The organism is Candidatus Poseidoniia archaeon, assembly GCA_030748895.1.
Taxonomy (GTDB): Archaea; Thermoplasmatota; Poseidoniia; order MGIII; family CG-Epi1; genus UBA8886.
Genome location: JASMLC010000017.1, coordinates 410 through 25,221, shown reverse-complemented (window position 1 = coordinate 25,221; position 24,812 = coordinate 410). Strand labels below are relative to the sequence as shown.

General features: G+C 62.7%; 25 protein-coding genes and 1 tRNA gene. 10 read left to right on the top strand and 16 right to left on the bottom strand.

Annotated features, from left to right (window positions below; all coding sequences use genetic code 11):
- Positions 1 to 170 precede the first annotated feature (170 nt).
- From QGG57_06530 to QGG57_06520, 3 genes are all read left to right on the top strand, one after another.
- Entirely contained in the window at positions 171 to 365 is a 195-nt protein-coding gene (locus QGG57_06530) for a hypothetical protein (GenBank protein ID MDP7007819.1), read from the top strand.
- Positions 365 to 529 (top strand): hypothetical protein, encoded by a 165-nt coding sequence (locus QGG57_06525; protein ID MDP7007818.1) that lies wholly within the window; start codon positions 365 to 367, stop codon positions 527 to 529. The genes QGG57_06530 and QGG57_06525 overlap by 1 nt, the downstream gene beginning before the upstream one ends.
- A gap of 124 nt (positions 530 to 653) precedes the next feature.
- Positions 654 to 2,558, top strand: coding sequence for a PKD domain-containing protein (locus QGG57_06520; GenBank protein MDP7007817.1), 1,905 nt, complete (start codon positions 654 to 656; stop codon positions 2,556 to 2,558).
- Here the strand turns inward: QGG57_06520 and QGG57_06515 are convergent.
- The 8 genes from QGG57_06515 to mutM are packed head-to-tail and all read right to left on the bottom strand — an operon-like array spanning position 2,555 to position 9,177.
- Positions 2,555 to 3,013, bottom strand: a complete 459-nt coding sequence (locus QGG57_06515) for a hypothetical protein (protein ID MDP7007816.1) — start codon at positions 3,011 to 3,013, stop codon at positions 2,555 to 2,557. The genes QGG57_06520 and QGG57_06515 overlap by 4 nt on opposite strands.
- Entirely contained in the window at positions 2,994 to 3,548 is a 555-nt protein-coding gene (locus tag QGG57_06510) for an exosome complex RNA-binding protein Csl4 (protein ID MDP7007815.1), read from the bottom strand. The genes QGG57_06515 and QGG57_06510 overlap by 20 nt, the downstream gene beginning before the upstream one ends.
- Positions 3,545 to 4,156, bottom strand: a complete 612-nt coding sequence (locus QGG57_06505) for an METTL5 family protein (GenBank protein ID MDP7007814.1) — start codon at positions 4,154 to 4,156, stop codon at positions 3,545 to 3,547. The genes QGG57_06510 and QGG57_06505 overlap by 4 nt, the downstream gene beginning before the upstream one ends.
- On the bottom strand, positions 4,153 to 6,384 hold the full coding sequence (locus QGG57_06500) for an ATP-binding protein (GenBank protein MDP7007813.1): 2,232 nt from the start codon (positions 6,382 to 6,384) through the stop codon (positions 4,153 to 4,155). The genes QGG57_06505 and QGG57_06500 overlap by 4 nt, the downstream gene beginning before the upstream one ends.
- A gap of 40 nt (positions 6,385 to 6,424) precedes the next feature.
- Positions 6,425 to 7,336, bottom strand: coding sequence for a tetratricopeptide repeat protein (locus QGG57_06495; protein ID MDP7007812.1), 912 nt, complete (start codon positions 7,334 to 7,336; stop codon positions 6,425 to 6,427).
- 3 nt (positions 7,337 to 7,339) lie between these two features.
- Positions 7,340 to 7,789: a hypothetical protein gene (locus QGG57_06490; GenBank protein MDP7007811.1), complete on the bottom strand. Its 450-nt coding sequence runs from the start codon at positions 7,787 to 7,789 to the stop codon at positions 7,340 to 7,342.
- A 15-nt stretch (positions 7,790 to 7,804) separates the two neighbouring features.
- Positions 7,805 to 8,341 (bottom strand): Rab family GTPase, encoded by a 537-nt coding sequence (locus QGG57_06485; protein MDP7007810.1) that lies wholly within the window; start codon positions 8,339 to 8,341, stop codon positions 7,805 to 7,807.
- Between the two features lie 50 nt (positions 8,342 to 8,391).
- Positions 8,392 to 9,177 (bottom strand): bifunctional DNA-formamidopyrimidine glycosylase/DNA-(apurinic or apyrimidinic site) lyase, encoded by a 786-nt coding sequence (gene mutM, locus QGG57_06480; protein MDP7007809.1) that lies wholly within the window; start codon positions 9,175 to 9,177, stop codon positions 8,392 to 8,394.
- A gap of 48 nt (positions 9,178 to 9,225) precedes the next feature.
- Here mutM and cysS point away from each other — a divergent pair, with 48 nt between their 5' ends.
- Positions 9,226 to 10,692 carry a cysteine--tRNA ligase gene (cysS, locus tag QGG57_06475; GenBank protein MDP7007808.1) on the top strand — a complete coding sequence of 489 codons (1,467 nt, stop codon included), beginning with the start codon at positions 9,226 to 9,228 and terminating at the stop codon, positions 10,690 to 10,692.
- A 1-nt stretch (position 10,693) separates the two neighbouring features.
- Here the strand turns inward: cysS and QGG57_06470 are convergent, their stop codons facing one another.
- On the bottom strand, positions 10,694 to 11,470 hold the full coding sequence (locus QGG57_06470) for a peptidylprolyl isomerase (GenBank protein ID MDP7007807.1): 777 nt from the start codon (positions 11,468 to 11,470) through the stop codon (positions 10,694 to 10,696).
- Positions 11,471 to 11,577: 107 nt separating this feature from the next.
- Here QGG57_06470 and QGG57_06465 point away from each other — a divergent pair, with 107 nt between their 5' ends.
- Positions 11,578 to 12,624: an NAD(P)-dependent glycerol-1-phosphate dehydrogenase gene (locus QGG57_06465; protein MDP7007806.1), complete on the top strand. Its 1,047-nt coding sequence runs from the start codon at positions 11,578 to 11,580 to the stop codon at positions 12,622 to 12,624.
- A gap of 10 nt (positions 12,625 to 12,634) precedes the next feature.
- Here QGG57_06465 and QGG57_06460 read toward each other — a convergent pair whose 3' ends face one another.
- The 3 genes from QGG57_06460 to QGG57_06450 form a co-directional block, all read right to left on the bottom strand.
- Complete coding sequence (locus tag QGG57_06460; protein MDP7007805.1) at positions 12,635 to 14,077, bottom strand: sodium:solute symporter family protein; 1,443 nt, start codon at positions 14,075 to 14,077, stop codon at positions 12,635 to 12,637.
- The gene (locus tag QGG57_06455; GenBank protein MDP7007804.1) at positions 14,074 to 14,214 is read right to left on the bottom strand and encodes a hypothetical protein; all 141 of its coding nucleotides are present in this window, start codon (positions 14,212 to 14,214) and stop codon (positions 14,074 to 14,076) included. The genes QGG57_06460 and QGG57_06455 overlap by 4 nt, the downstream gene beginning before the upstream one ends.
- A gap of 74 nt (positions 14,215 to 14,288) precedes the next feature.
- Positions 14,289 to 15,092 (bottom strand): 30S ribosomal protein S3ae, encoded by an 804-nt coding sequence (locus QGG57_06450; GenBank protein MDP7007803.1) that lies wholly within the window; start codon positions 15,090 to 15,092, stop codon positions 14,289 to 14,291.
- 65 nt (positions 15,093 to 15,157) lie between these two features.
- Between QGG57_06450 and QGG57_06445 the strand changes: the two genes are divergently transcribed.
- Positions 15,158 to 15,964, top strand: a complete 807-nt coding sequence (locus tag QGG57_06445; protein MDP7007802.1) for a universal stress protein — start codon at positions 15,158 to 15,160, stop codon at positions 15,962 to 15,964.
- The gene (locus QGG57_06440) at positions 15,961 to 17,418 is read left to right on the top strand and encodes a DASS family sodium-coupled anion symporter (protein MDP7007801.1); all 1,458 of its coding nucleotides are present in this window, start codon (positions 15,961 to 15,963) and stop codon (positions 17,416 to 17,418) included. The genes QGG57_06445 and QGG57_06440 overlap by 4 nt, the downstream gene beginning before the upstream one ends.
- Here QGG57_06440 and QGG57_06435 read toward each other — a convergent pair.
- Positions 17,415 to 18,038, bottom strand: coding sequence for a hypothetical protein (locus QGG57_06435; GenBank protein ID MDP7007800.1), 624 nt, complete (start codon positions 18,036 to 18,038; stop codon positions 17,415 to 17,417). The genes QGG57_06440 and QGG57_06435 overlap by 4 nt on opposite strands.
- Positions 18,039 to 18,127: 89 nt before the next feature.
- On the opposite strand from QGG57_06435, the gene QGG57_06430 reads away from it, so the two are divergent.
- Positions 18,128 to 18,526, top strand: a complete 399-nt coding sequence (locus QGG57_06430) for a hypothetical protein (GenBank protein ID MDP7007799.1) — start codon at positions 18,128 to 18,130, stop codon at positions 18,524 to 18,526.
- 44 nt (positions 18,527 to 18,570) lie between these two features.
- A tRNA-Thr gene (locus QGG57_06425) sits at positions 18,571 to 18,647 on the top strand.
- On the opposite strand, the gene QGG57_06420 is transcribed toward QGG57_06425, so the two are convergent.
- Both QGG57_06420 and QGG57_06415 read right to left on the bottom strand, forming a co-directional pair.
- On the bottom strand, positions 18,648 to 19,913 hold the full coding sequence (locus QGG57_06420) for a phosphoglycerate kinase (GenBank protein ID MDP7007798.1): 1,266 nt from the start codon (positions 19,911 to 19,913) through the stop codon (positions 18,648 to 18,650).
- 67 nt (positions 19,914 to 19,980) lie between these two features.
- Positions 19,981 to 20,955 (bottom strand): replication factor C small subunit, encoded by a 975-nt coding sequence (locus QGG57_06415; protein MDP7007797.1) that lies wholly within the window; start codon positions 20,953 to 20,955, stop codon positions 19,981 to 19,983.
- Between the two features lie 75 nt (positions 20,956 to 21,030).
- On the opposite strand from QGG57_06415, the gene QGG57_06410 reads away from it, so the two are divergent.
- Positions 21,031 to 22,197, top strand: coding sequence for an acyl-CoA dehydrogenase family protein (locus tag QGG57_06410; protein MDP7007796.1), 1,167 nt, complete (start codon positions 21,031 to 21,033; stop codon positions 22,195 to 22,197).
- A 64-nt stretch (positions 22,198 to 22,261) separates the two neighbouring features.
- Here the strand turns inward: QGG57_06410 and QGG57_06405 are convergent.
- The coding region (locus QGG57_06405; protein ID MDP7007795.1) for an MMPL family transporter at positions 22,262 to 24,812 on the bottom strand (2,551 nt) is incomplete at its 5' end.

The following is a 24,812-nucleotide window of genomic DNA, read 5'->3' as shown; positions in this document are numbered from 1 at the left end:
CCGGTTCTTTCTCCGCATCCGCTTCCCCCGCCGCCATCAACACCAGCGCGAAGCCGGCAAGCAGCAGCAGGAACGGCCGTGGGCGCATCGGGGCTGTAACAGCGGTATACTATAGGACTTCCGCAGACCCCGGCTGAAACCGTTTTATACCGTCCCCCTTCGGCGCGGGCATGGAGGAGTCCATCTGCCAGATTGAGATTGAGTCAGCGAAAGCCGACTTCGTGGCGCGGGTGACTACCAGCATGGGTGGTGCGCGCGAGATACGGAGCATCCGCTTCGATTCGCTGCTGAACCTCCTGATGTCCGAGCTGCACGCCGAGTTCGAGCCCGACCTTCAGGGCGAGGAAACCGAGCCCGATTACTGATGAGCTGGCTCGCGGTGGCCGGGGTCGCCCTCGGCGTCGCGGCCGGCTGGGCAGTGCTGCGCTACGCGGCGCGGAAGCGCGGCGGACAGCGGCCGACGCTGGGCGAGCTGATGTTCCCGGTGCACCACACCGACCGCCGGCAGGACGATGAACGCGAGGATTAGCGCCGTCTGGGGGTCGCCTGTCGAAGCCGCGACTGCGGCGCCTGCCGCAGTGCCTTGCGGGGTCGCTGGCGGGGCGTTCGGCGCGGAGGGAACCGTTATTTATCCGGCAGGCTCACGGCGGCGGATGCGCCATGACGTGCTCGTGCTGTCCCTGCTGGGGCTCGCACTGTTTCTCGCCGCCGGTTCCGAGGCGGCTGCCCCTGAGGCCACCATTTTACAGATTGACCCGCAGGAGGTCAATAAAGATTCCAGCACTCCAATTAATTTCGATGGACAGTTTTCCGACGGAGATGACGATCAACTCGAGTTCGTTTACTGGAATTCATCAATTGATGTTGTCATTCATAGCGGCTCCGAGTTTTCTGATCTAAGCTTCCAGCGTCAGTCAGGTGAGTTCAGCCAAGGCAACCACACAATTACGCTACAGGTGAAGGCCGGCGGTGAGTGGAGCGTGAAGAACGAGAGTTGGCTCAACGTGACTGGACCGCCGCCGCGCAACCCGGATGCAAGCATCAGTATAAACCCGCCCGAAGCCCATCAAGGTGAAGAAATCAATTTCCTTGGTTCAGGTACCTATTACGATCCCGCCACCAGTATTGTCGCCTACGAGTGGTATCTGGACGGGGCATACTACAGCGACGAAATGACATTCGCTGACAGTGGCATCAGCGTTGGGAATCACACCATGGAGCTGATTGTTGAGGACAATGAAGGCCTGCGTAGTGAACCAGCACAGGAGCCTTTCCAGATTATGCCACCGATTCCGCTGGCGCACATTGACTCGATTGATCCCAGCCCTGCCAAGGTCGGAGACATAATTACCTTCAGTGGGCACTGCACCGGGTCCAGTGGTGCGGAGGAAGAGTGTGACGAGTATCGCTGGGATATCCGCTCGGGTACCAACGGCTTGACGCTCTTTACACTTTATGGCAAGACAGTTATGGTCGACAATCTGACAGAAGGCGAAGACGGTGAAGCTGCAGGTTACGAGGCGTGGTTCCGTATTATAGACACCAACGGCACGGTGTCTTCGTGGGTATCCGAGGATTTCTCGGTCGGTCCACCTAATGAACCGCCAGTGGCGACCATCACCATATCGCCTGACCCCCTCCCCGGCAGCAGTTTCGTGCCAGAATATTATCAGTTCTTCGATATAACCTTCAGCAGCGCCAGCTCGAGCGATTCCGACGGAGTTATCGAGGGGTGGCGCTGGTGGTTCGATGGCGTACTGATTGCTACTACTGCTGACTGGACCACCAGCTTCGACGCACCGCGCGACGGGACGGTGAGGTTACAGGTAATGGACAATGACGGCGCCTGGAGCGGCAACAACACACGTTCGTTCAGGACTGTCACCAACACGCCGCCCACCGCCATAATATCGCTCTCGCTTGCCGAAGTAGAGGTTGATGCACCAGTTACGCTCAGCGGAAGTGGTAGCGACGCTGAGGGTCACATCGCAGGCTGGGAATGGCAGCTCGACGGGGTCGTCGTCGCGACCACGCAGAACGCGACCGTCAGTAGCAACATCACCGGCGCACACACCGTGATGCTGACCGTGACCGATGACGGTGGGTTGCAGGCGAACGCCAGCGCCAGTTTCACGGTCAAGGAGCTGGACATAATCGCCGAAAAATATTTTGACGTCTCAGTCTCACCTCTCAACGCAGCTATAGGTGAGGATATCACGATTGACCTGACCGGGACTACGGGTCCGGTGGAGGAGTTCGAAATCAACATTGACGGTGACATCACGACGACGCAGGACCGTACGGTCACAATCAGCTTCGATGCCAAAGGCGCCTACAACCTAGATATCACTGTTTGGTGGTCAGACGGAACGTCTTTTGACCAGAGCCGCGATTTCTACACCACTACGGTTACCGTCACCAAGTCTGGTGGGGGTAGTGGAGGTGGTGATGCTGGCGGTGATGGTGACGACAGCGACGGTAGCGGCGGCGGGATTCCCGGCCCCGGCCTGCTGGCAGCACTGGCTGGCCTCGGGCTGGCAGCGCGCAGGCGGCGCTAGAGGTAGGACTTCTCTTCCCGCAGCCGCCATGTAATCAGCAGCAGCCAGCCGCCCATGAATAGCTCGCTGCCCGCCAGCGCGATGAATAGCGGGCGGTTAGCGTCCGGCTCGTCCAGTGGCTCCTCCCAGCTGACGATGACCCACAACTGCTGCTGCTCGACGTTGCCGTCGCTGTAAGTGGCAGTGCAGGTGACGTTGTACGCCCCCGCGGCGTGAAGCACCTGCGTCGAGCTGGCCGAGTAATTATAGCGGCTGCCGTTCTCCGCCGGGTGACGGCTGAAGTCCCATTTGACGCTGGTGTTGGCCGGCACCACTGCGACAAACTCGACGCTGGCGCCCGAGTCTACCAGCAGCAGCCGTGCCTCGCCGTTGGCGCTCGCATCGAGTTCGCCTGTGGCAGCCGGGAGCAGGAATAGCGCGAGCAGCAGCAGGGTGCTACAGCTGGACCTGCCCATACTCGCTGGAGAGCTTGCGCGCTTCCGTCTTGCGACACTCGCCGCAGAAGAGCTCGCCGTCGACCATTTTCAGGTGGTCGCGGCAGCCGCTACAGCGCGCGCCGACAACCCCATCACTGCCAGACTTGGTGTTGAGCTTCAGCGCCGGCCTGGTTTCGTCAACCCGCGCCTGAACAAGGTCGTTGACGCTGTAGACGTCATTGGTGTTGGAAACGTAATCCTCGGACATGCGCGCGACGTGCAGCGACCCCATGACCCACGTGCCGACTTGCCGTGATTTGCCCTTGACGCGCACGACCTCGATCGTCGCCATCTTTTCGCGCAGTGACTGGATGCGCCCCAGCACCCGGTCGCCGGTGTGGATTTCGAGCGGCACCGAGACCACCGGTTTCACCCGCAGCTCGGTGTGTTCCTCGTCGCGCACCAGTTCGCCGGTCAGCGCGGCGAAAAGCTCGCCGTCGCGCTCGTAGACGCCCGGTCCGGGCATGTATTCCATTGCACTCGCAAGTCGGTCTCCCGGCAGTGTCAGGCTCATCGCGCGCCGACCGGGTGCAGGTGATAAAGGGTTCCCTCGACCGTTTTCCGCTCGCGCGTGTGGTACGGCATGGTCCGCTCCAGCTCCAGGTCAACAGGCCACGCGTCCGCGACGGCACCGCCGAGCTGCTCGACGTAGCGGCGCAGGAAGCGGTCGCTGACCGCCGGCTGGAGCGACCAGACGCTGCCGGCGGTCGCCAGCGCAGCGCGCAGGAACGGCCGGTCGGCGCCCGGCCGCTGCGCACCCCACGGGGGGTTCATGATGACCGTCTCGACGCCTTGCGTCCAGTTCTCGACTGGCTCGCAGCGCCACTCCACCGCCAGCCCCGCGTCGGCCGCCGCCTCGCGCGCGACCGCTAGCGCGGTGTCGTCCAGCTCCACGCCCGTGACTTCGGCGCCGAGGAACGCCGCGCCGAGCGCCAGTCGGCCAGTGCCACAGCCGAGGTCGGCAACGCTTCCTGCGAGGTCGCCCCTCTGCCAGACGCGCTCGAGCAGCTCGAGCGCGCCCTCTGCCGGCGTCGGGTACTGCTCCAGCTCGCGCTGCGGGTCGGGGAAGCCGGGAATCGCGCGCAGCAGCCGGTCGAGGCGCGCGCGCGGGAAGCGGCTCACGCGATGCGCCAGCGACCATGGGCGGGCGAGAAGATACGCCCGTCCTTGCTTAGCTGCTGGAGGTATTTTTCGCAGTCTGTGCGCGAGAACCCCTGTTCTTCGAGCAGGTCGAGGACTTCCAGCTCGTCAGTGCCTTCATCGCCTCCCTTGCGGATGAAGCGCACAATCATCGCCAGCGGGTCCTCCTTCTGCTTTCGCTCCTTCGCGGTCAGGCCGGTGAAGGCCATGTCGATATCGCCGTGGAGTGTGATGGTGAGGAACAGTGTCAGCATCTCGATGGCGCGGTCGGCGTTCTCTGGCCCGACAGTGTGCGAAAGGTGCATGCGCGCGTCCGCCTCGGCCAGCCGGATTAGCGATTCCAGCTGCCGCGGGGTAATCGGAAACACCTGCTCTTCTTCCTCGCCGCGCTGCTGGTAAGACTTGCGCATCGAGGTGTAGTGGTCCTTCAGCTTCTGCTGCGCCTGCGGCGTCATCACTGGCCGCAGTTTGCGCGCGTAGCCGACATAGAGCCGCAGCAGTTCGCGCAAAATCGCCGGCTGAAGCTCGCGTTCTTCCAGCTCGGTGTCCTCGCCGCTGCCAATAATCTCACCGGCGCGGTGCGACTCGAGAATTCGCGTCGCCAGTTCGGCATCGCGTTTTGGGTCGGGCTGGTCGACGATTATAAAAAAGATGTCGAAACGGCTCAGCAGCGTCACGGGCATATTCACCTGCCCCGGCAGCGGCCGCGTCATGTCGAAGCGGCTCCGCTTGGGATTGGCTGCCGCGAGTAATGAACACTTCGCGTGCAACTGTGCGTTGATGCCGGCCTTGGCAATAGTCACCGTCTGCTGCTCCATCGCCTCGTGCATCGCCGAGCGGTCATTCTCATCCATCTTGTCAATTTCGTCAATACACGCCAGCCCGCCCGAGGCCAGCACCAGCGTCCCCGCCTCGAGCGTCCAGCGCCCTTCGCCAAACTCGTCGCGCACCGCCGCCGCGGTGAGGCCGGCCGCCGAGGAGGATTTCCCGGTCGCCATCACCCCGCGCGGTGCCAGCCGCGCGGCTGCCCGCAGTAGCTGCGACTTGGCGACGCCGGGGTCGCCCATCATCAGCACGTGGATGTCGCCGCGTATGCGGGCGCCATCAGGAAGATGCTTGTCGACGCCGCCGAAGAGCTGCATCGCAATCGCCTCTTTTTGCCACTTCATGCCGTAAATCGAGGGTGCTATCGAGTTGATGATGCGCTCGCGCAGGTCGGGGTGGCGTGACAGCTCGAGGATTTGCTCCATCTCCTCCTCGGTCGGCTCGAGGTTCTCGACTTCCGCTTCGCGCTCGTCAATCGAGTGCGCGTAGAGGTAGACATCGAACTCGGTCCGCGCCCGTCGCCCGGTATACTGCGCGCGGGTCCGCATCACTCCTACGACCGCAATCCGGTCGCCGGGACGCGCCTGCGCCGCGAGTGAGCTCTCGACGAAAATCGTCAGCCGTTCCGGCTGTGCGCCGGGCGGGAGGTCCTCGGGGAACTCCTGCAGCTCCAGCTTGTGCGAGTCGATGAACTGCGACTGCTCCTCGCGCAGCTGGAACTCGGTGCACTTGCATCCCTCCCCGATGCACTTGTTCGGCTCGCGCAGCGTGAAGAAATCCTGAATGACGCGCTGCCGGTGCCGCTCCCAGTTGCACTCGAAAAGCCCCACCTCCATGCGCGGGCGGACCGGCAGTGACTTGCGCACCAGCCCCCGCACCTTGACCATGCGGTAGAGGTGTTCCTTGCGCAGGTCCCGGATTTCCTCCTGATAGAGCTGGTCCGGGATTTCGAGCGGCGCAACGTCTAGCGTAATATCAGTGCGATGCTCTTCGCGCACGCGCTCCTGCGCCTCGTCGCTGACGAATTCCTTGACAACTTCGCGCGCTGCCTTCAGTGTGTTCTCGAGGTTCCAGAGCAGGTTATTCGAGAGCCGCGGGTGGAAGTCGGTAACATCTTCCCATGTGACGAAGACTGCTTTGTCGCCCTTGGGATAGACCTGCGCCACAGATTCAATCTGGTCACCATAGGTCGGCACCCGCTCCAGATCGACACCGCTGCCGCCGCAGACCGGGCACTTGCGCCCCCCATCACTGCTGCCACTACAGGCGGGGCAGCGCGGTATCTGGGCGCGCACACCGTTGCTGTCGACCGGCCGGAAACGGGTGTCCTGAAAGAACGAACGCCAGAGTTCGACAAGCTCTTCATTAGGGATGTCACGAGTCAAGGACCAGCCCGATACTGGCGGCTGTTAAAATGCTATTCGGCTACCCGCCGAAAATCCGGCTGATGAGTCCTTTCGGCTTCGCCGCCTCGATGTCAGCCAGAACTCCGACACGTCCTTCCTTGGCGACGGTGAAGTTGGGATTAATCTCCAGTGCCTTGTCGAACGCCTGCAGGGCGCTCGGCAGGTCACCCTGCGCCTTGAGCACAGTACCCTTGTTGACCCAGGTGTCGACGACGAACGAGTTGAGCTCCAGCGCGCTGTCAAACGCCGCCAGCGCCTCCTCATGCTTGTCGAGCCGGTAGAGCAGCACACCATGGTTACGGTGGAGCGTGTCGTCCTTGGGATGCATCCTGACTGCGTGCTCGGCCACCTTGAGTGCCTCCTCCAGCCGGTCCTGTTCCATCAGCACAATTACCAAGTCGCCGTGTGCCTCCTTGAAATCAGGCTGCGCGCCGATGGCGCGCTCGTAGCACTTGCCGGCGTCCTTGTACTTCTTCAGCAGTTGCAGGGTCTGCCCCTTGTTGTACCATGCTTCAGCGTCCTTGGAGTCGATGCGCAGCAGCGCGTTCCAGCACTTGTCCGCCTGCCCGTATTTCTTCAGCTTAGTCAGCAATACTCCCAGCGCCTTCCAGTTCTCCGTATCCTTTGGCGCGCGCTGTGAAGCCATCTGGTAAGCCTTGATGGCCTCCTCGTAGTCGCCAAAGACCTCGAGCACGTCGCCCTTGCCTTTGAGCGCCTCGGCGTTATCAGGATTAGCAAGCAGGGCGCCCTCGAAAGTGGTGCGGGCGCTATCGATATCGCCCTGCATGAATTGCACTTTGCCCAGCTCGACCTTCATCGACATGTTGCGGGGGTTGCTGCGCAGCCCTCCCTCGAGCAAGTTGGTAGCCGCCTCGAGGTCGCCATTATAGAGCAGTTTTGCGAGTTGTTTCCGCCAGTTGAGCTCCGCCATCGATTACACCGGGTTGAAAGTGAAGACACGAGTATCTTCACCGACTGAGTCCTCTTCCACGCTATAAGGATGTTGCATGATGCCCTTGAGCACGCCCGCAATACAGCCGGAGGTAAAGTTGCATGGCTCTGAAATCCCGATGACGTTTACCTCGAGCAGGCTCTCCACCTTGCAAACAACTCTCTCAGGGTTCGCCTCGAGGACGAACAGCAGGCCAAGGCCCGCCTCGGCCCACGCCTGATTGAGCAGCGCGTCAATCTGCCCTGTGTCGCCCGAGTAGTTGGCGGCGAGGCTCTCGCCGACCGTTTCACCGCAGCGGAAGAACGCCTTCTGGCCTTCCTCCTCGCCGAGCCCCTCAGTCAGCTCTTTCCAGAGTGTCCTGAGAAAGCTGCTCGGCAGCACCAGGATGTCGGCAGTCTGGGCGCCTATGTCCGAGTCGTAGAAGTCTTCCATCGGGCAGCCGCCCGTTTACCCCATCCCCTCGATCATCTGCGAAGCGATGCTCTGGAAAGCGTCATTGACGTTCCGGCCATCCTTGGCAGATGTGAGGAGGAAGGGTGCATTCAGCTTGTTGGAAACTTCCTGCATCTCCTTGTCACCGAAGAGCGCCTGGTCCATCAGGTCACACTTGTTGGCGAGCAGTACAACCGGGATTTCGCCAGTCACCTGCATCAGGGTCTTAATCCAGTCAATCGTCGATAGCAGCGTCTCGCGGCGGGTAATGTCGCAGACAATCATCGCCCCTTCAGCGCCACGGTAGTACGCCTGCTTGACGTTGCCGAGCGTCTTCTGGCCGGCAATATCCCAGATCATCAGCGTCACATCCATGTCCGGCTTCGCGCCGCCCGAGCGGAGCGGAACCTCCTTCTTGACAATCTTCGCCCCAATCGTGGTCAGGTACTTGTCATCAAAGGCGTCGATAACGAAGCGCCGGATGAGGCTGGTCTTGCCTACGGCAGGGTCGCCGAGCACTACTATTTTTTTCGAGATTTTCTTGGCTGCCATCATGGTTCAGGATCCTCTTTCAGGGCGAGCCCCGAGTTGTATTTAAGGATTCAGAGCGGTTGGCAGCGCGGGCAGGAGTGCGTCCCGCGCTGCGCGACAACGCTGCGCTCGACCGCCGTTCCACAGCGGTAGCACGGCTCGCCTGTACGGCGGAAGACCTGCAGGCGGTCGCGAAACCGCCCCGGCGCACCATTTGGGCCGGCGAAGTTCTGGACGGTCGTGCCGCCCGCGGCAATCGCGGCGCGCAGGATGCGACGAATGTGGCGATACAGCCGCCGCACTTCGCCGGCGGAGAGCGACGCGGCGGTCCGCAGCGGGTGGATGCGGGCGGCGTGGAGCGACTCGTCGACGTAGATATTCCCCAGCCCGGCGAGGAAGCGCTGGTCGAGCAGCAGCGGCTTCAACCTTGCCTTGCGGGGGGCCAGCATCGCCTCGAAGCGGGCGGCGGTGAAGGTGCGCGAGAGCGGCTCGGGGCCGAGGTGGCCCACCACTTCGCTGGCGCGCGCGACGAGCCAGGCGCGGCCGAACTTGCGCATGTCGACGAGGCAGAACCAGTCGCCGCCGTCGAGCCCGAACGCGACCGTGGTCCGCGCCGGCGGCTCGCGCGCCACCACCAGCCGGCCGGTCATGCGCAGGTGGACGACGAGCCAGCCGCGGTCGAGCCGCAGCAGCAGGAACTTGCCACGCCGCTCGAGCCGTACGATGCGGCGACCGGCGACCGGCAGTGGGGTCTCCGCGGCCCGCGGCCAGCGCGCTTCGGCGGCGGTGAGGGTACGCCCCGTTAGCAGCGGCGCGAGCGCGCGGCGGCAGGTCTCGACTTCGGGCAGCTCAGGCACGCAGCCGCAGGGCGGGAGCGGTTTTAATCCGGCCCACCCTCGCGTCGCGTGCTCAAAGTCCACAACAGCGCCAGCCGCAAGCTCGAGGAGTTCGCGCCGCGCGAGCCGGGCAGGGTGCGAATGTACGTCTGCGGCCTGACGGTCTACAACGACATGCACCTCGGCCACGCGCGCAGCTACGTCGCGTTCGATGCTATGCGGCGCTGGCTCGAGCACTCCGGCTACGCAGTCGAGCATGTCCAGAACCACACCGACGTCGATGACAAGATTATCGCGCGCGCCGTCGAGGAAGGCATTGCGCCGGCCGACCTTGCGGAGCGGTACATCGAGCGCACCAGCGCCGACCTCGGGGCATTGGGCGTGCGGCCGCCGCACCAGATGCCGCGCGCGACCGACTACGTCGAGCAGATGGTCGCGCTGGTTGCCGACCTGCTGGTGAAGGGGCACGCCTACGTCGCCCCGGCCGCAGAGGGGGCGCTGGCACCCGACGTCTACTTCGACGTCCCGTCGGCGAGCGAGCAGTTCGGGACGCTGACCGGGCAGTCGCTGGAAGAACTGGAGGCGGGCGCGCGGGTCGCGGTCGACCCGCGCAAGCGCAACCCGGCCGACTTCGCGCTCTGGAAGGGCGCCCGCGAGGGCGAGCCGTCGTGGGAAAGCCCGTGGGGGCTGGGTCGCCCCGGCTGGCACATCGAGTGTTCGGCGATGTCGCTGGCGCTGCTGGGGCCGCAGTTCGACATCCACGGCGGCGGGAGCGACCTGAAGTTCCCGCATCACGAGTCGGAAATTCTGCAGACCGAGTGCCACACCGGAAAACATCCGATGGTGCGCTACTGGCTGCACACGGGATTCCTGACCATCGACAAGGAAAAGATGTCGAAGTCGCTCGACAATTTCTTTCTCGTGCGAGACGTCCTGCAGCACTCCAGCGCCGAGGTGGTGCGGTTCTACCTGCTCAACGGCCACTACCGCTCGCCCATCGACTTCAGCGACGCTGCGCTTGATGAAGCCGCCGCCGCCCACGACCGGCTCGCAGCGACGCTCCACCGTTACCGCGCCGCGTCCCCGCAAGGCGCTGCGGCAGGCGCCGCAGGCGATGCCGCAGTCGCGGCCCCAACAGGCGACGGGCAGCCCGAGGCGCTGCGCGACGCGGTCGCGACCGCCCGCGCCGACTTTACGACAGCGATGGACGACGACTTCAACACTCGCGAGGCGCTCGCGGCGCTCTTCGGGCTGGCGCGCGAGGCGAACCGGCACGCGCCGGAATCGCTCGCGCCCGAACTGCGCGACGCGGTCGTCTCAACATTTGAGGAGCTGGGCGGCGAGGTGCTGGGGCTGTTCACACCACGCGAAGCGGCGGGGCCGAGCGATGCCGAAATCAAGGCACTGCTGGCGCAGCGCGAGGCGGCCCGCGACGCGCAGGAGTGGGCGGAGGCGGACCGGATACGCGACGAACTCGCGGAGCAGGGGGTCGAGGTGCAGGACACGCCGGACGGGGCACGCTGGCGACGCGTCTGAACTACTTCTTCGCAGCCTTTTTCTTCTTCGGCGCTGCCTTCTTTTTGCTCGCGGCTTTTTTCTTCTTCGCCGGCGCTTTCTTCTTCTTCGCTTCCTTCTTTTCGGGTTTGGTGCCTTCGTAGCTCTCGATGAAAATTATCTCTTCCAGGTCGGTGTGCTTGCGCAGCGCCGCGACGACGCGATACTTGGCCTGGAACCAGGCCGGGTCGAACTTGCAGCGGTCGGGGAGCGTGATTTCGGCGCGCTTGCCAGTGAGCGCGATTTCCGGCGTGTCGCCTGACGGGTATTCCATGTCGAACAGCGCCGCTACCTTGGCGTCCGCCTTCGAGACCTTCGACTTGATGGTGAACTTGAAGACCAGCTCCTTCCCCGCCAGATGCTGGTTGAAATCGACCCGCACGCGCGCGCCGTAGATTGCGACGAGGTGCGCATGCCGCCCCTCGATTTCCAGCTCTTCGCCGGGGTAGCCCTTGGCGTCGGGGCAGGTGCGGTTGAACCGCGTCCGCGACATGGTCTCGATGAGCTTCGGGTCGCGCTGGCCGTACGCCTCCTCGGGTGGCAGCGTCGCCTCGTTCGCTTCGCCCACCTTGCCTTTCTTCAGCGCTGCCTCGAGTCCGGGCACGAGGCGCCCCTCGCCGATAATGACCGTGATTGGCCCGTAAGGTCGTCCCTCTTCGTGGGCGCCGGCGTCCTTCGCCGCCTTCTCGAGCGTCGTGTCGAACAGTTCGCCGTCGCTGTGCCCCTCGTAGTCGAGGGTGATGATATCGCCATCCCGCATGGCGGCGCGTAAATGCGGCCGTATTAAGCGGTTGCGTCAGCACAGCCGCTTCCGCAAACCGCTTTCGCGAGCACATCAGGGTTAAACACGCCGCTCGCTGCGCCGCCATGAAACCGCGCCCGCCGCGCTCGATGGTCCTGCCGCGGATGGTAGTCACCGGCCCCGGCGTCATCGAGCAGCTGCCGGACGTCATCGCCGAGCTGGATTTGCCCGAGCGCGGGCTGCTGGTCTGCGACGCAGTCACCCGCTCGGTGGCGGGCGACCGCGTGCTTGGCTACCTTGAGGAGACGGGCCACCCGGTCGCGGTCATCGAAATCGACGGCGCCAGCATGGAGGAGCTGGCGCGGGTCGAGACGGCCGCCGACGGCTGCGGCTTTCTCGCCGGCGTGGGAGGCGGCCGCCCGGTCGACCTCGCCAAGCAGGCGGGCTACCACCTCGACCTGCCGTTCATCTCGGTCCCGACCGCGGCGTCACACGATGGTTTCGCCTCGGCGCGCGCCTCGATTCGTGCTGCCGGGCAGAAGACCTCGATGGAGGCGCGCCCGCCGATTGCGGTGGTCGCCGACACTACCATCATCGCCTCGGCACCGCATCGCCTGCTGGCGGCCGGCATCGGCGATATCGTCAGCAACCAGACTGCGGTGCTGGACTGGCAGCTCGGCCGCGACCGCGGCGAGGAGTATTCGGCGTACGCGGCGGCGCTCTCGGAGATGACCGCCCGGCTGGTCGAGGAAGACCCCGAACTGGTCGCCGGCGGCAGCGAGGAGGGGGTGCGGCTGGTGGTCAAGGCGCTGATTTCCTCAGGCGTCGCGATGTCGATTGCCGGCTCGTCGCGCCCCGCTTCGGGCGGCGAACACAAGTTCTCGCACTGGCTCGACGCCAACGCCGGCAGCCCCGCGCTGCACGGCGAGCAGTGCGGTGTCGGCTCGATTGTGACGATGCAGCTCCACGGCGGTGACTGGGAGCGCATCCGCGACACCCTTGCTGCGGCCGGCGCACCCACCACTGCGGAGCAGCTGGGGCTGGATGACGCCGACGTTCTTGAGGCGCTGCGCGAGGCGCACACCATCCGCCCGCAGCGCTACACTATCCTCGACCGCGAGCCGCCCGAAACGATTGAGCGGGCGGCTCGCGAGACTGGCGTCGTTTCCTGACGAGCAGTATTTAAGTGGGGGCTCTCTTTCCGAGAAGCAGGCTACCGGTTACAAGGGTCACTGCACTCAGGAAAATTACAGGCATACTGAGGTGGAAACCCTGAGTAAACCACTCGGGAACTCCCTCGTCCTGCGCCGCGAGGTAGGTCCACGCCACAAGGGTTTCGCCCATCAGGATTGAGGCGATGCATGCTTCGCTGCGGGTGCGCCGCCACCAGAGCAGCGCGACCGTGGTGGGGAAGAGCACGGCAAGCCCGGTGAACGCCTGTGAAACGACGTTAAAGATGGTATCTGGTGGGTCATACGCCAGCGCCAGCCCTACGATTGCAAGCGCTACAACCAGCCAGCGCCCCAGCGAATACTGCTGTTGCTCCTCCAGCTCAGTCATCGATGCGGCGATATCGCGGGTCAGGATGGAGGACATCGCCAGCAACTGCGAGTCGGCAGTTGACATGAATGCTGCCAGAGCCCCGGTCATCACCAGCGCCGCCAGCCATAGTGGTGCATGCTCGAGCAGCAGCATTGGGACTATCGAGTCACTCTCGGCTTTCGCGAGCCCCGGGAAGTCCAGGTTTCCGCTGACACCGAGCAGCACCGGTGCCAGGAAGAGCAGTGGCACAATAGTAGGATAGAGCCACGCTGCGGTACGGAGCGCCTGGTCTGACTCGGCGATGTAGAATCTCGAGAACAGCTGCGGAAACATCGGGACCACCATCGGCCAGAGCAGGGTATAGGAGAGCCACACCTGCCAGGTGATAGCTCCCTCCCGCATGAACTTCTGCGGGTGCGCGGTGGCGAGTTCTCCGCCCGCCGCACCGAAGCCGCCCAGCCCCTGCATCACCACCATCACTGCGGCAACCATCAGCCCCAGCATCAGCCCTCCCTGAAGCAGGTCGGTCCAGACCGAGGAGCGCATGCCGCCCAGCCAGATGTAGAGCAGCATCACGCCAGTCAGCAGCACGGCACCGTGAAATCCGTCAATACCGCCGTCGGTGAGCGACTCGAGGACAAGTCCGGCGCCGTATGGCTGGATGGCGAGGTAGGGGAGCGTGAAAATTACGAGCACGGCTCCATAGAGCCATCCCAGCAGTTGCGAGCCACTTTCGCCCGTGATAAGCTCCGGTGGTGTCAGGTATCCCTTCGCCTTGCCGAGTTTGTGGATTGGCACCCCCAGCAGCAGGATACTGAGCCCCACCAGACTAGTGCCGAATGCCATCAGTCCGTAGAAAGGCCAGCCAAGCCGGTAGCTCGCGCCGGCAAAACCAAGGAAGAAGAAAGCCGAGAAATTAGTCGCTGCGAGCGTGCAGAAAAGGACTAGTGGTGAGATGCGGCGCGATGCGACAAAATAGTCATCCAGCGTCGCAGCTCCCTGACGCCAGGACCGCCATCCAACCCAGAGGGAGCCGGCGAGGTAGATTGCCAGCACGGCCAGCACGGTCAGCGTCGCGCTCATGGATTCCACTCCCGCGCAAAGCGCCAGAGCGCGAACGCCAGCGCGAATTGTAGCACCAGCAGGTGGAAAACCCAGACCGGTAGCCAACCCCCGACTACGGCTTTCGAGCCCCACGCCCAGAGGTCCAGGCTCAGCAATGTAAGCAGGGCAAAAATACCTGCCCAGCGCAAGCCGGGCAGCCGGAATGGCCTAAGCTCCCTTTCGGGGGCCGTCACTCCTCTTCTTCGTCGCTACCGGCTGATGCCAGTCGCTCAACAAGGTCGGCCTTCTTTCCGGAAACGGGCAGTCCCTGCGTTTTCAGGAGTTCCTTGAGTTCCGGCACGGTGAGCGATTCGTAATCGGCATCCGCGTCCGCGGTTTCCTCGTCCGCTTCCTCCTCTTCCCCGGCCATGATGCGCTCCAGCTCATCTTCCGAGGGTGGGACTTCCATCAGTGCGTCGGGTGAGAGCACCTCAATCTTGGATATTTCGACGCGGCGCGTGGGGTAGATGGCGCGCAGTTCCTTGGCGAGGTCGCGCGCAAGGTCGCCCGAGTAGATGCGTTTCAGCGCCTCATTCAGCGCCAACTCGCTGAGGCTCTCGATAATGAGCTGGTTTGCCCGCGCCCGCAGCACTTTCTCCTGCGAGCGGCGAATACGGTTGTCGACCACCAGCATCGGCTTGAGCCGCAGGTGAACATCGTCGGCGGTGGTGAGGGTGAAATTGCAGTCGACGCGGCTGTTGCGGCGCCGAATCAGCGCCCGTTTGTAGTCGGAAGTCAGCCGGTGGCCGTCGTAGGTGGTGAAGGCGTTGGGGCCGCGCACTTCGCCGACACGGAAGCGCACGATGTAGTTTTTCTGCCCGAAATTGCCGCTGAGCTGGTCGAGTGAGACTTCGGCCACGCGACCCGTGACAGCCTCGGGGCTGTCGGCCGGCGTCCAGGCCATGACGGCATAGTTGAACATGGAGGGGGCGTGGAGCGAATACCACGATTTTCCCTTCCAGCGGTCCTTTACCTTGCGCTGCGCTTTAGCCATGCTTGCCTCCTCGGCCGCGGCGGACTGGCGGGTAGTTCATATACGTTGCCCCAGCTTGGACGAGGATGTTCAGCAAGCTCTTGCTGCCGCTGGACCCTTCCAAGCGGCTCAAGGCGGCGACCGACTACTCGCTGACGCTGGCGCGCCGGCTGAAGCTGCCGCTGGTGGCGGCCTACATCGCCAACCCGGCCAAGACCGGTGCTGGCAGCGAGTTGCAGGACCCCGAGAAGTGCTTCTTCCCGCTGGGCGAGCGCGAGCTGAAGCGGTTCTCCGCGTCGGTCAGCGACGTCGAGGTGGAGCCGCTGCTGCGGTGCGGCGAGCGCAACCTCGTGCTGGCGCACATGGTCGCCGAGGAGCAGGCGGGCGACACGCTGGTGCTGGGGCCGTTCCGGTCGCGGCTAACGCGCTTCTTCACCGGCTCGGAGGTCGAGCGCATCCTCGAGGACGTGCAGTGCCACGCCTTTGTCGTGCGGCATGAGCAGCCGCTGCCGGGGCCGGGCGGGCCGGCGCTGGTGGCATTCGACGGCCCGCAGCTGCCGGAACGGGCGATGCAGCTGGTCGAGCAGCTGGCGCGCACCTTCGGTTGTGACCTCGAGCTGCTGCACCTTGGCGAGGACATCCACGGCGGTGCGGCGGCACTCGATGACGCGGTGCTTGAGCTGCGTGGCAAACTGGGCGGCGAGTTCCACGTCACCTCGACGATTGCACCGCTGCGCGGGCTCTGGCGGCGAAACCTTGCGGCGACTAACCGCACCATCGCTGCGGAGGGGGCGCGGCTGGTAGTACTGCCCGACATCGAGGATGCCGTCTCGGTGGCGCTGCTGCACGAGCTGGTGCTTGACGCCCACCGCCCGGTCTGCGTGCTGCGATGAGCGACGACCGGGAGAATCTCAGGCGCCGTGCCGATTTACTGCGGCTGCGGGCTCAGCCGCGGCGCCATACGCTGCCCTACCGCCTCTGGCTCAACCGGACTTTCCGCAAGCTGCTCGCGGGCGGCATAATCCTGTTCGTAATCTGGCTGCTGCTGCTCACCACCGCGCTGCCGGCCGACGGGCGGCACGTCCTGCTCTTCTTCCTGCTCATCATCTATCTCTGGGTTTCCGAAGTCTTTCCGTTGCCCGTGACGGCGCTGATGGCCGGCACCGGGCTGGTGCTGCTTGGTCTGCGCAGCCGCGACGACGCCTTCGCGCCGTATGCGTCCGACGCGGTGTTCATGATTCTGGGCTCGCTGATTATCGCGCAGGGAATTTCGGCTTCGGGAACCGAATCGCTGATTATCCGCAAGCTGCTGGCGCCCTTCACCGCCTCGACCTATCGCCTGCTGGGGGGGCTCATCATCGTCTCGACGCTGATGGCGGCGGTGATTCCCGACCATTCGGTGGCGGCCATCATGCTCCCCATCGTGCTGACTGTCATCGACAAGACCGACATCCGCGACCACCCGCGCGAGATGGTCGCGTTCACCCTCGCGGTCGCTTTCGGCTGCTCCATTGCCGGGCTCGCGACGCCGTCCGGCGGGGCGCGCAACGTGATTGCCATCGGCTTCCTGCAGCAATATGGCCTGCAAATCGACTACCTCGACTGGGTCGTGCTGGCAGCGCCGATTACGCTGGCGCTGATGCCGTTGCTCTTCCTGACGCTGATTCTCGCTAACCGGCTGCGCAACCGCTCGCTGGACTACCACCTGCCGCCAGCCGAGCCGCTACGCGACCGGCAGCTGCTGGCGCTCGCCATCCTCGGCGGCACGTTCCTGCTCTTCCTGACTTCGGGCCGCACCGGGCTGACGCTCGGGACGGTGGCGATGCTCGGCGCGATTGCGATGCACGTCAGCGGGGTGCTGGAGTGGGACGACAGCCGCCGCCAGCTGCGCTGGGGCGTGATGTTCATCTACGGCGCGGCGCTGACGCTGGGCGCGGCGATGGTTGACCACGGCGTCGCCGAATGGCTGGCGCTCGGCATCTTCGGGCTGGTGGAGGGGGGTGGCGAATTGCTGCTCTTCTCGGTAATCATCCTGCTCGGCGTCGCGCTGACCAACATCATGTCCGACGGCGCCGCGGCGGCGGTACTGGTGCCGATTACCCTCGCGGTGGGCGTCGCGGCGGGGCTGGAGCTGGCGGTCGTCGCTATCCTGACCGCCATCTCGACCGCTTTCGCGTTCATGACCGCTTTCGGCACGCCGCCCAACCTGATAGTCCACGCCTCCGGCATCCCCTCCTCGGCTGATTTCGTCCGCAACGGCGTGCCGATGGTGCTGCTGGCGGTGCTGGTGCTGCTCGCTGCGCAGCGCTACTACTGGCCCATCGCGCTCGAGTGGACCGGTCTCTAGTCGCGCCCGCGCCGCGCCGCTTCCGAAAGGCCGCCGACGAAGGCGAAAACCACGACGGTGATGAAGACCGCCGACCCGGAATCGGGCAGCTGCGCAAGCACTCCCAGCGCGCCCCCGCCCGGCGTGTAGTCGAGCCACTCGCCCAGCGCAGCGCCAAGGTCCTGTGGCCCCGCCCCCGGCGGCAGCCCGCCGGCGCTCGCGAGCCCGGCGACCGCGGCGACCAGCAGGAACGGCAGCATCGCCGCCGTCAGCGCCCGCGCGGGGTCGCCCGCCAGGCGACCGCCAAAGTAGCCGCCGACCGCGGCCGCCAGCGAGCCGGGCAGCCCCAGCAGCCCGAACAGCACCGTCGTGCCGAGGATGCAGCCGAATCCCGCGGGAACGCCGCTTCGCAGCAGCTCAAGCGGGCTCGCCGCTCGCGGCGAGCCCACGCCAGCGGGCGACGGCGGTCGCTCGCCCTCCCCCGTCGGCGCGGGCGCAGCCTCCGACTCCAGCTCCGGCAGCTCGGGGAGCTCGCGCCGCGCGGTGCGCACCGCGGACGCTCCGTCCGCCTTCCCGGCGCCTTCGGGGATGCCGAAGAGCTTCCGCTCCATCTGCTCCCAGGGGTCCTGCCCGTCGGCCACGGGCGGCGCGAGCCGTCGCGCGCATATAAACGGCGCGACACGGAATTAATATAGCACCCAGCCCACAGCGGCGAAGACCCCGGAGCTCCATGGAAGTATTGACGGCAGACTCACTCGCAACCGCCATCCGCAACAGCGCTGAATACGCGCACCTCGGCGACGATGAAGCGGGCTACCTCGCGGAGCACATCCTGAACTTCTTTGGCTACAGCGACCGCATTATCGACAACGTGCTGCACCCCGAGGACCGCGATACATTCTACATGCTCGAAGATACCGGTTTGATGGAGACCGAGCGCGAGGAAACCACGCTCTACGACGGTCGCGAGTGGCGCATCCATTACTGGCTCATGAAGCACCGCGAAATCTTCAACCGCTGTGCCTCCGGCCCGCAGTCCGAGCCCGAGGTGGCGGAGCCGTCAGTCTACGACGGAATCCCCGATAACATCTGGGCGCGCGAAGAGCCCGAAGACGAAGATGAGGCGTAGCGCCGCGCTAGCCTCTTAACCGCCGCCTGCACGGGGAGGCGCGAGCCACCGTTGCTTAGCCCGGTAGAGCGGCTGATTCGTAATCAGCAGGTCGAGGGTTCGAATCCCTCCGGTGGCTCCATTACTTGTCGTAACCGCCTTCATCGAAACGCCGTTTCGAGTGCCGCAGCGCCTCGAGCACCGGCATTACCCGGCCCGACATGAACGCGATGCAGGCGCCGCCGCCCGTGGATACGTGATTGACCCGGTCGGCGAGCCCCATCTGGGTGAACGCCATCGCGGTCTCGCCGCCGCCGACGACCGTCAGCGCGTCGCTGTTGGCCATGGCGGTGAAGATTTCGCGCGTTCCGGCGGCGAATTCGGGATTCTCGAAGACGCCCATCGGCCCGTTGGCGATGACCGTGCCGGCGCGCTCGATGCGTTGCAGGTAGGCGACCAGCGTCTCGAGGCCGATGTCGTGGACCGGGTGCCTGGTCGGCAGCTCGCTCACCGGCAGGCCGTGGCGCAGGCCGCCGTCGCTGACCGCGACGTCGAGCGGCACGACGAGGCGGTCGCCGAACTCCTTGCGGAGCGCTGCCGCGTCGGCGACCACCGCTTCCCAGTCGGCGATGCGGTCGCGGATGAAGGCGGTGCTCGGCTCGCCAATGTCGACGCCGCCGGCGAGCAGGAAAATATTGGCGACGACGCCCCCCGTCAGCACCTCGTCGACGCCTTGCGAAAGGAAGTGGCGCGCAATCGCGACCGAGTCGGCCGCCTTGCTGCCGCCCAGCAGCGCAATCCGCGGCGCGGGTCCGTCGGCGATGGCGCCGCCCAGTTTGCGCAGCTCGCGCTCCATCACGAGCCCGGTCGCCATCGGCAGCGTCTCGGCGAAGCCGACCAGCGACGGCTGGCAGCGATGGGCGGCCGCGAAGGCGTCGTTGACGAAAATGTCGGCCAGCGGCGCGAGGTTGCGCACCAGCGCGGTGTCGGCCTGCGGCGCGAAGCCCTTGCCGTTCCATGAATTGACTGCCACCTCCTCCGGGTCGAAGCGGACGTTGTCGAGCATCACTACTTCGCCCGGCCTCAGGCTGGCGATGGCGTCGCGTGCCAGCTCGCCGTGGATGTCGGGGACGAACTCGACCGGCCGGTCGAGCAGGTGCGCCAGCCGCCGCGCATGCCGTTCGAGCGGGGCGCAGTCGAGCAGGCCGGGGCGCGACTGGTGCGCCAGGATGGCGACCTTTGCGCCGGCATCCGCCAGCAGTTGCACTGTCGCGGCATGGCGCCGGATGCGCGTGTCATCCAGCAGCGCGCCGGTCTCCGGGTTGAGGGAGGAGTTAATGTCAACCCGCAGCAGCACTGTCTTCCCGCCGGGCGGCAGGTCGTCCAGCGTCAGGAAGCTGTCGCCCACGGCGGGGGATAAGGGGTGTTTCTAAACCTTTTGTCCAATCCAGCCCTGCAAATCAGGATTGCCTGGGTCAGGACTGCTCGCGCTCGATATGCCGCCCGACGACGATGAAGTGCGCGATAGCCGCTTCAATCTGGATGCGCGCCGTCGCGCCCTCGGAGAGCCGGAAGTCAGCCTCGGCCAGCTTCTCGATGAGTTGCACCTTCGCCTCATCGGGAATCTCCAGCTCGCGCACCGTGCGGTGCATCTGCCGCAGGATATCCTCGCCCGCGAGGCCATAGGTGATAATCAGCGCGTCGAGCCGCTCGCGCGCGCCGGCGAAGTTGCCCTGCAACGCCAGCTCCAGCGCTTCGCGCACTTCGCCCGGCCGCGCCGCCGAGACCGCCTGATAGACCACCTCGGCGGTGATGGTCTCGCTGTCGGCGGCGGCCGCCATCTGGAGCGAGTTGATGGCGCGGCGCAAATCCCCTTGCGCCAGATACGCCAGCGCCTCGTACGCTTCGTCGTCTATCTTTAGCTTCTCGCGGCCGGCGATGAACTTCAGGTAGCGCTGCACATCCTCGCCCTGCAGCGGCCGGAAGCGGAAGACCGCACAGCGCGACTGGATGGGCTCGATGATTTTCGAGGAGTAGTTGCACGACATGACGAAGCGGCAGGTGCGCGAATACTTCTCCATCGTGCGGCGCAGCGCCGCCTGCGCCGCACTCGTCAGCGCGTCGGCCTCATCGAGGAAGATAATCTTGAAGCCGCCTTCGCCAATCGGCGCGGTGCGCGCGAACTCCTTGATTTTGCCGCGCACGACGTCAATCCCGCGCTCGTCGGAAGCGTTCAGTTCGTGGAGGTTGTGCTGCCAGTATTCGCCGAACATCTCCTTCGCCAGCGCCAGCGAGCAGGTAGTCTTCCCCGTCCCGGCCGGCCCCGCGAAGAGCAGGTGCGGCATCGACTTCTCGCGCACGTAGCTCGCGAGCCGGGTCGTCACCGCCGATTGCCCAACCACCTCGGCGAGCATGGCGGGGCGGTATTTCTCGACCCAGATTTCTTCCATCACGGGGGCAGCAGCCGCCTGAATTAAAGGCGGCGGCTGCGATTCCCATTTATAGTCCCCGGATTCGGCCCCCCCATGGCGTCCTACAGCGGGGTAGATTTCTACAACCTCGAGCAGCACCTCACCGAGGAGGAGCGTATGGTGCGCGACACGGTGCGCGACTGGACCGGGGAAAACGTGCTGCCGGTCATCGAGGAGCACTACATGGCCGGCACTTTCCCGATGGACCTCCTGCCGCAAATCGGCGAGATGGGGCTCTTCGGCTGCAACCTCGAGGGCTACGGCTGCGCCGGCCTCTCGAACGTCGCCTACGGGCTCGTGTGCCAGGAGCTGGAGCGGGGCGACTCGGCGCTGCGCAGCTTCGTCTCGGTGCAGGGCTCGCTCTCGATGTATCCCATCCACGCCTTCGGCTCCGAAGAGCAGAAGCAGCGTTACCTGCCGGGAATGGCTGCGGGCAAGCTCATCGGCTGCTTCGGGCTGACCGAACCGGACCACGGCTCCGATCCGGGACGCATGGAAACTAAGGCAACTGCCGACGGCGACGGCTACATCCTCAACGGCGCCAAGATGTGGATTACCAACGGCACCATCGCCGACCTGGCGATAGTGTGGGCCAAGCTCGACGGGAAAGTCCGTGGTTTTATCGTCGAAAAGGGCGACTCTGGATTTTCGGCGCCGGAGATGAAGGGCAAGCATTCGCTACGCGCTTCGGTCACCAGCGAGCTGGTCTTGCAGGACTGCCGCATCCCCGGCGACCGCATCCTGCCTGACGTCAGCGGGCTGAAGGGGCCGCTATCGTGCCTGACACAGGCGCGCTACGGCATCGTCTGGGGCGCGCTCGGCGCCGCGATGGGCTGCTACCACGCCTCGGTCGAATACGCCAAGTCGCGCATCATGTTCGGCAAGCCCATCGGCGGCTTCCAGCTGGTGCAGAACAAGCTGGCGTGGATGCTGCGCGAGATTACGAAAGGCCAGCTGCTCGCCTATCACCTTGGCCGCGCCAAGGACAAGGGCGAGGCTTCGCCCGAGATGGTCTCGCTGGGAAAGATGAACAACGTTGATGTCGCGCTGAACATCGCGCGCATGGCACGCGATATCCACGGCGCCAACGGCATCCTCAACGAGTACCCTATAATGCGCCACATGGCCAACCTCGAAAGCGTTTCCACCTACGAGGGGACGCACGATATCCACAACCTGATTCTCGGCAAGTGGATTACGGGAATCCAGGCATTCGAGTAGCTCAGCGCCGTCATCGCGTTGCGCAGACGATACTGAATCACTATGTTCTTCGGGAGTGAGGGGGTCACAAACCTGATTCTTCTTTTTCTTCTTCCTTGTCTGATTCCTCTTCTTCTACATCATCTTGGTCTTGTTGTTCATCATTCCCTTTTCCAAGATTAGTGTATCTGGCCCAAAGGACCAAGATACTTGGCAAGACCCATACAGATGCCAGGAAGGAATAGAAGATCGTCAGTGCGGTCATTGTCCCGAATTGTTTCATTGGAGGCAGTATCGCAAAAAACAGGACCCCGAATCCCAGAACAGTAGTCATGGCCGCCCCGAATAGCGCCGACCCCGTATTCTTGACGGTATTGTTCACCGCCTTCTCCAAGGAATGATTGTATTCCATTTCTTCTATGAATCTATGTGAGATATGGATTGCATAGGTGACTCCCAGCCCCACGGTCAAGGCCCCGATCAAAATTGTGAATACGTTCAGAGCGTATCCAATGGCTACCATTGTCCCCAGGATCCAGACCAGGACCAGCAGGACCGGTATCATCGTGAGTGGGCCCAGCCAGGGCTGTTTGTCAGTATACTCGAAGATAGCTGTAAGAATAATGAAAGAGAGGATTATGGTATAGATAATGGACCCCATCATGGTCTCATTGATGGTGTTGACCACCACATCGATTATTGCAGGAAAACCAGTGACCACTACCGAATCGACCTTGCCCTCTGTCTCCAGGGATTCCAGACCCTCTGAATCTTTTTCCAGTTCCTCTACGACCTCTGAGAAATAGGCATTTTTTGATTTGGTATTTACCAGAATATAAGCGACAGTATAATCATCCGTTTCTTCATCATAATAGATGAAATTCGAGACCATATTGGGAACCTGTTTTCCATCGCCTATCATTATCCAGTCCAGGAGCTCGCGGACCCCCTCATCGGAATCCGGTACCAGATTGCCATCAGCATCATTTGAGTTGAACAATTCTTCGAAAGTTGAATTGTAGAAATCGAAGGGATTGATGTCTGAATTATTCGAGGCCAGGTCCCTCATTCCATTCAAAGGAGAGAACATCATTGACTGGTCTGGATTTACCCAGTCGTCCCCATCAGATAATTCCACCTGTGTATTATTGATCTGATTAAAGACATCAAAGGTGGCTACACTGCCACTTATGTAGATAAATGAGAACTCGTTCGAGGTGCTGAATTCGTCTTGCAAATAATGGAAATGTTCCGTAATCTCTACTTCTTCAGGAAGAAAATCGTTGAAATTGAACTCCGTAGAGATTCCCATGGCCGCATATCCGGTGATCAGGGTGATGGCAGCTACAACTGCCAGGACGCGTTGTGGATTTTCGATTGCCACCTTGGCCCCTAGTTCCATAAAATTGTCCAAGATGCCGGCCTGTTCGCCTTCTTCTTTTCTTCCTCTAATAATCTTTTCATTGGTATCTGATAGAAGTTTCTGCCCTTTGGCCTCGTAACGCCTGTCTATCAGTATCCGGCAGGCTGGAATGAATGTGACAAAGATCAGGAATGCAGAAAGCACACCGATTGCAACTTGAATCCCGAATTCCCTTATAGGAGTGATATCCGAAGCTACATTTGACAGGAAACCGACCATTGTGGTGGTGGTTGCCAACAGAAGCGCAGAACCTACAAACACGATTGATGAGGAACTGGCCTTATCTATGTTCCAGTCCTCAACCAGCTCTTCCCTGTATCTCATTACAAGATGGATCCCATAATCCACACCTAATCCAACCAGCAGAATCGGCACTATCACTGCAAAGAAACTTGGTTCGAATTGAAGCAAGCTTGCAAATCCGTTTGACCATATGATTGCCATCATTAAAGCAAACATTGTGAGGCCAACGTCTACTGGCGAGCGAAACGTAGCAAATAATACGCCGATTACCAGGATGATTACCAGCATGAAAAGCTGATCTGTATTCTCATTGGATGCCTCATTGATTGCATTGTCCAGAACCGCCTGGCCCAGTGCATGGGGCTCAACACTTTCAAATTCCATTCCCTTGACAACAGCGGCCATTTCGAGTTCGACACTGACCATCCGGTCGAAGGCCTCACTCGTACCCTCTCCCTCTCTCTGGCTATTATCGAATTTGAAGGTTATTTTGGTTGCTTTAGCGGAATTATCCCCATCATATTCTCCAAGGATGTTTATTACGACTCCAGCCAGTAAAGGATTTTGTTTTGCAGAATTGAATGCGTCTTTTATTTCCTGGTCCGTTTTATTGGCATAAATATCTTTCAATTCTTGCAGATCTGAAGCGTCTCCCTCTACAAAAGGTGCCAGATAGTTAGGAATGGCAACAATATCTGTGCTCGGATTTGTGGGTGTCAAAGAATTGTTTACAATTAATTCATTTTCGATTAACGCAATTTCAATTTCCAGAATCTCCACAAATGCGTCTGAGGTAAGGATATCGTCATTTTTACTATAAACTAAGGTGTCAACCGGATATTCTGTAGAGAATTTATCGCCTATATCCTCAATGGCACTTATGACCTCATTATCTGGAAGAAAACTGGACTGACTTACAGTTCCATCCTGTGGATTAAGAACCATTTGGGCAACCATAAGGATGGTAATT

Coding starts and splice junctions, on each gene's coding strand:
- QGG57_06530 (MDP7007819.1), top strand. CDS start 171: ATGGAGGAGTCCATCTGCCAGATTGAGATTGAGTCAGCGAAAGCCGAC.
- QGG57_06525 (MDP7007818.1), top strand. CDS start 365: ATGAGCTGGCTCGCGGTGGCCGGGGTCGCCCTCGGCGTCGCGGCCGGC.
- QGG57_06520 (MDP7007817.1), top strand. CDS start 654: ATGCGCCATGACGTGCTCGTGCTGTCCCTGCTGGGGCTCGCACTGTTT.
- QGG57_06515 (MDP7007816.1), bottom strand. CDS start 3,013: ATGGGCAGGTCCAGCTGTAGCACCCTGCTGCTGCTCGCGCTATTCCTG.
- QGG57_06510 (MDP7007815.1), bottom strand. CDS start 3,548: ATGAGCCTGACACTGCCGGGAGACCGACTTGCGAGTGCAATGGAATAC.
- QGG57_06495 (MDP7007812.1), bottom strand. CDS start 7,336: ATGGCGGAGCTCAACTGGCGGAAACAACTCGCAAAACTGCTCTATAAT.
- QGG57_06490 (MDP7007811.1), bottom strand. CDS start 7,789: ATGGAAGACTTCTACGACTCGGACATAGGCGCCCAGACTGCCGACATC.
- QGG57_06485 (MDP7007810.1), bottom strand. CDS start 8,341: ATGGCAGCCAAGAAAATCTCGAAAAAAATAGTAGTGCTCGGCGACCCT.
- QGG57_06470 (MDP7007807.1), bottom strand. CDS start 11,470: ATGCGGGATGGCGATATCATCACCCTCGACTACGAGGGGCACAGCGAC.
- QGG57_06465 (MDP7007806.1), top strand. CDS start 11,578: ATGAAACCGCGCCCGCCGCGCTCGATGGTCCTGCCGCGGATGGTAGTC.
- QGG57_06460 (MDP7007805.1), bottom strand. CDS start 14,077: ATGAGCGCGACGCTGACCGTGCTGGCCGTGCTGGCAATCTACCTCGCC.
- QGG57_06450 (MDP7007803.1), bottom strand. CDS start 15,092: ATGGCTAAAGCGCAGCGCAAGGTAAAGGACCGCTGGAAGGGAAAATCG.
- QGG57_06445 (MDP7007802.1), top strand. CDS start 15,158: ATGTTCAGCAAGCTCTTGCTGCCGCTGGACCCTTCCAAGCGGCTCAAG.
- QGG57_06440 (MDP7007801.1), top strand. CDS start 15,961: ATGAGCGACGACCGGGAGAATCTCAGGCGCCGTGCCGATTTACTGCGG.
- QGG57_06430 (MDP7007799.1), top strand. CDS start 18,128: ATGGAAGTATTGACGGCAGACTCACTCGCAACCGCCATCCGCAACAGC.
- QGG57_06415 (MDP7007797.1), bottom strand. CDS start 20,955: ATGGAAGAAATCTGGGTCGAGAAATACCGCCCCGCCATGCTCGCCGAG.
- QGG57_06410 (MDP7007796.1), top strand. CDS start 21,031: ATGGCGTCCTACAGCGGGGTAGATTTCTACAACCTCGAGCAGCACCTC.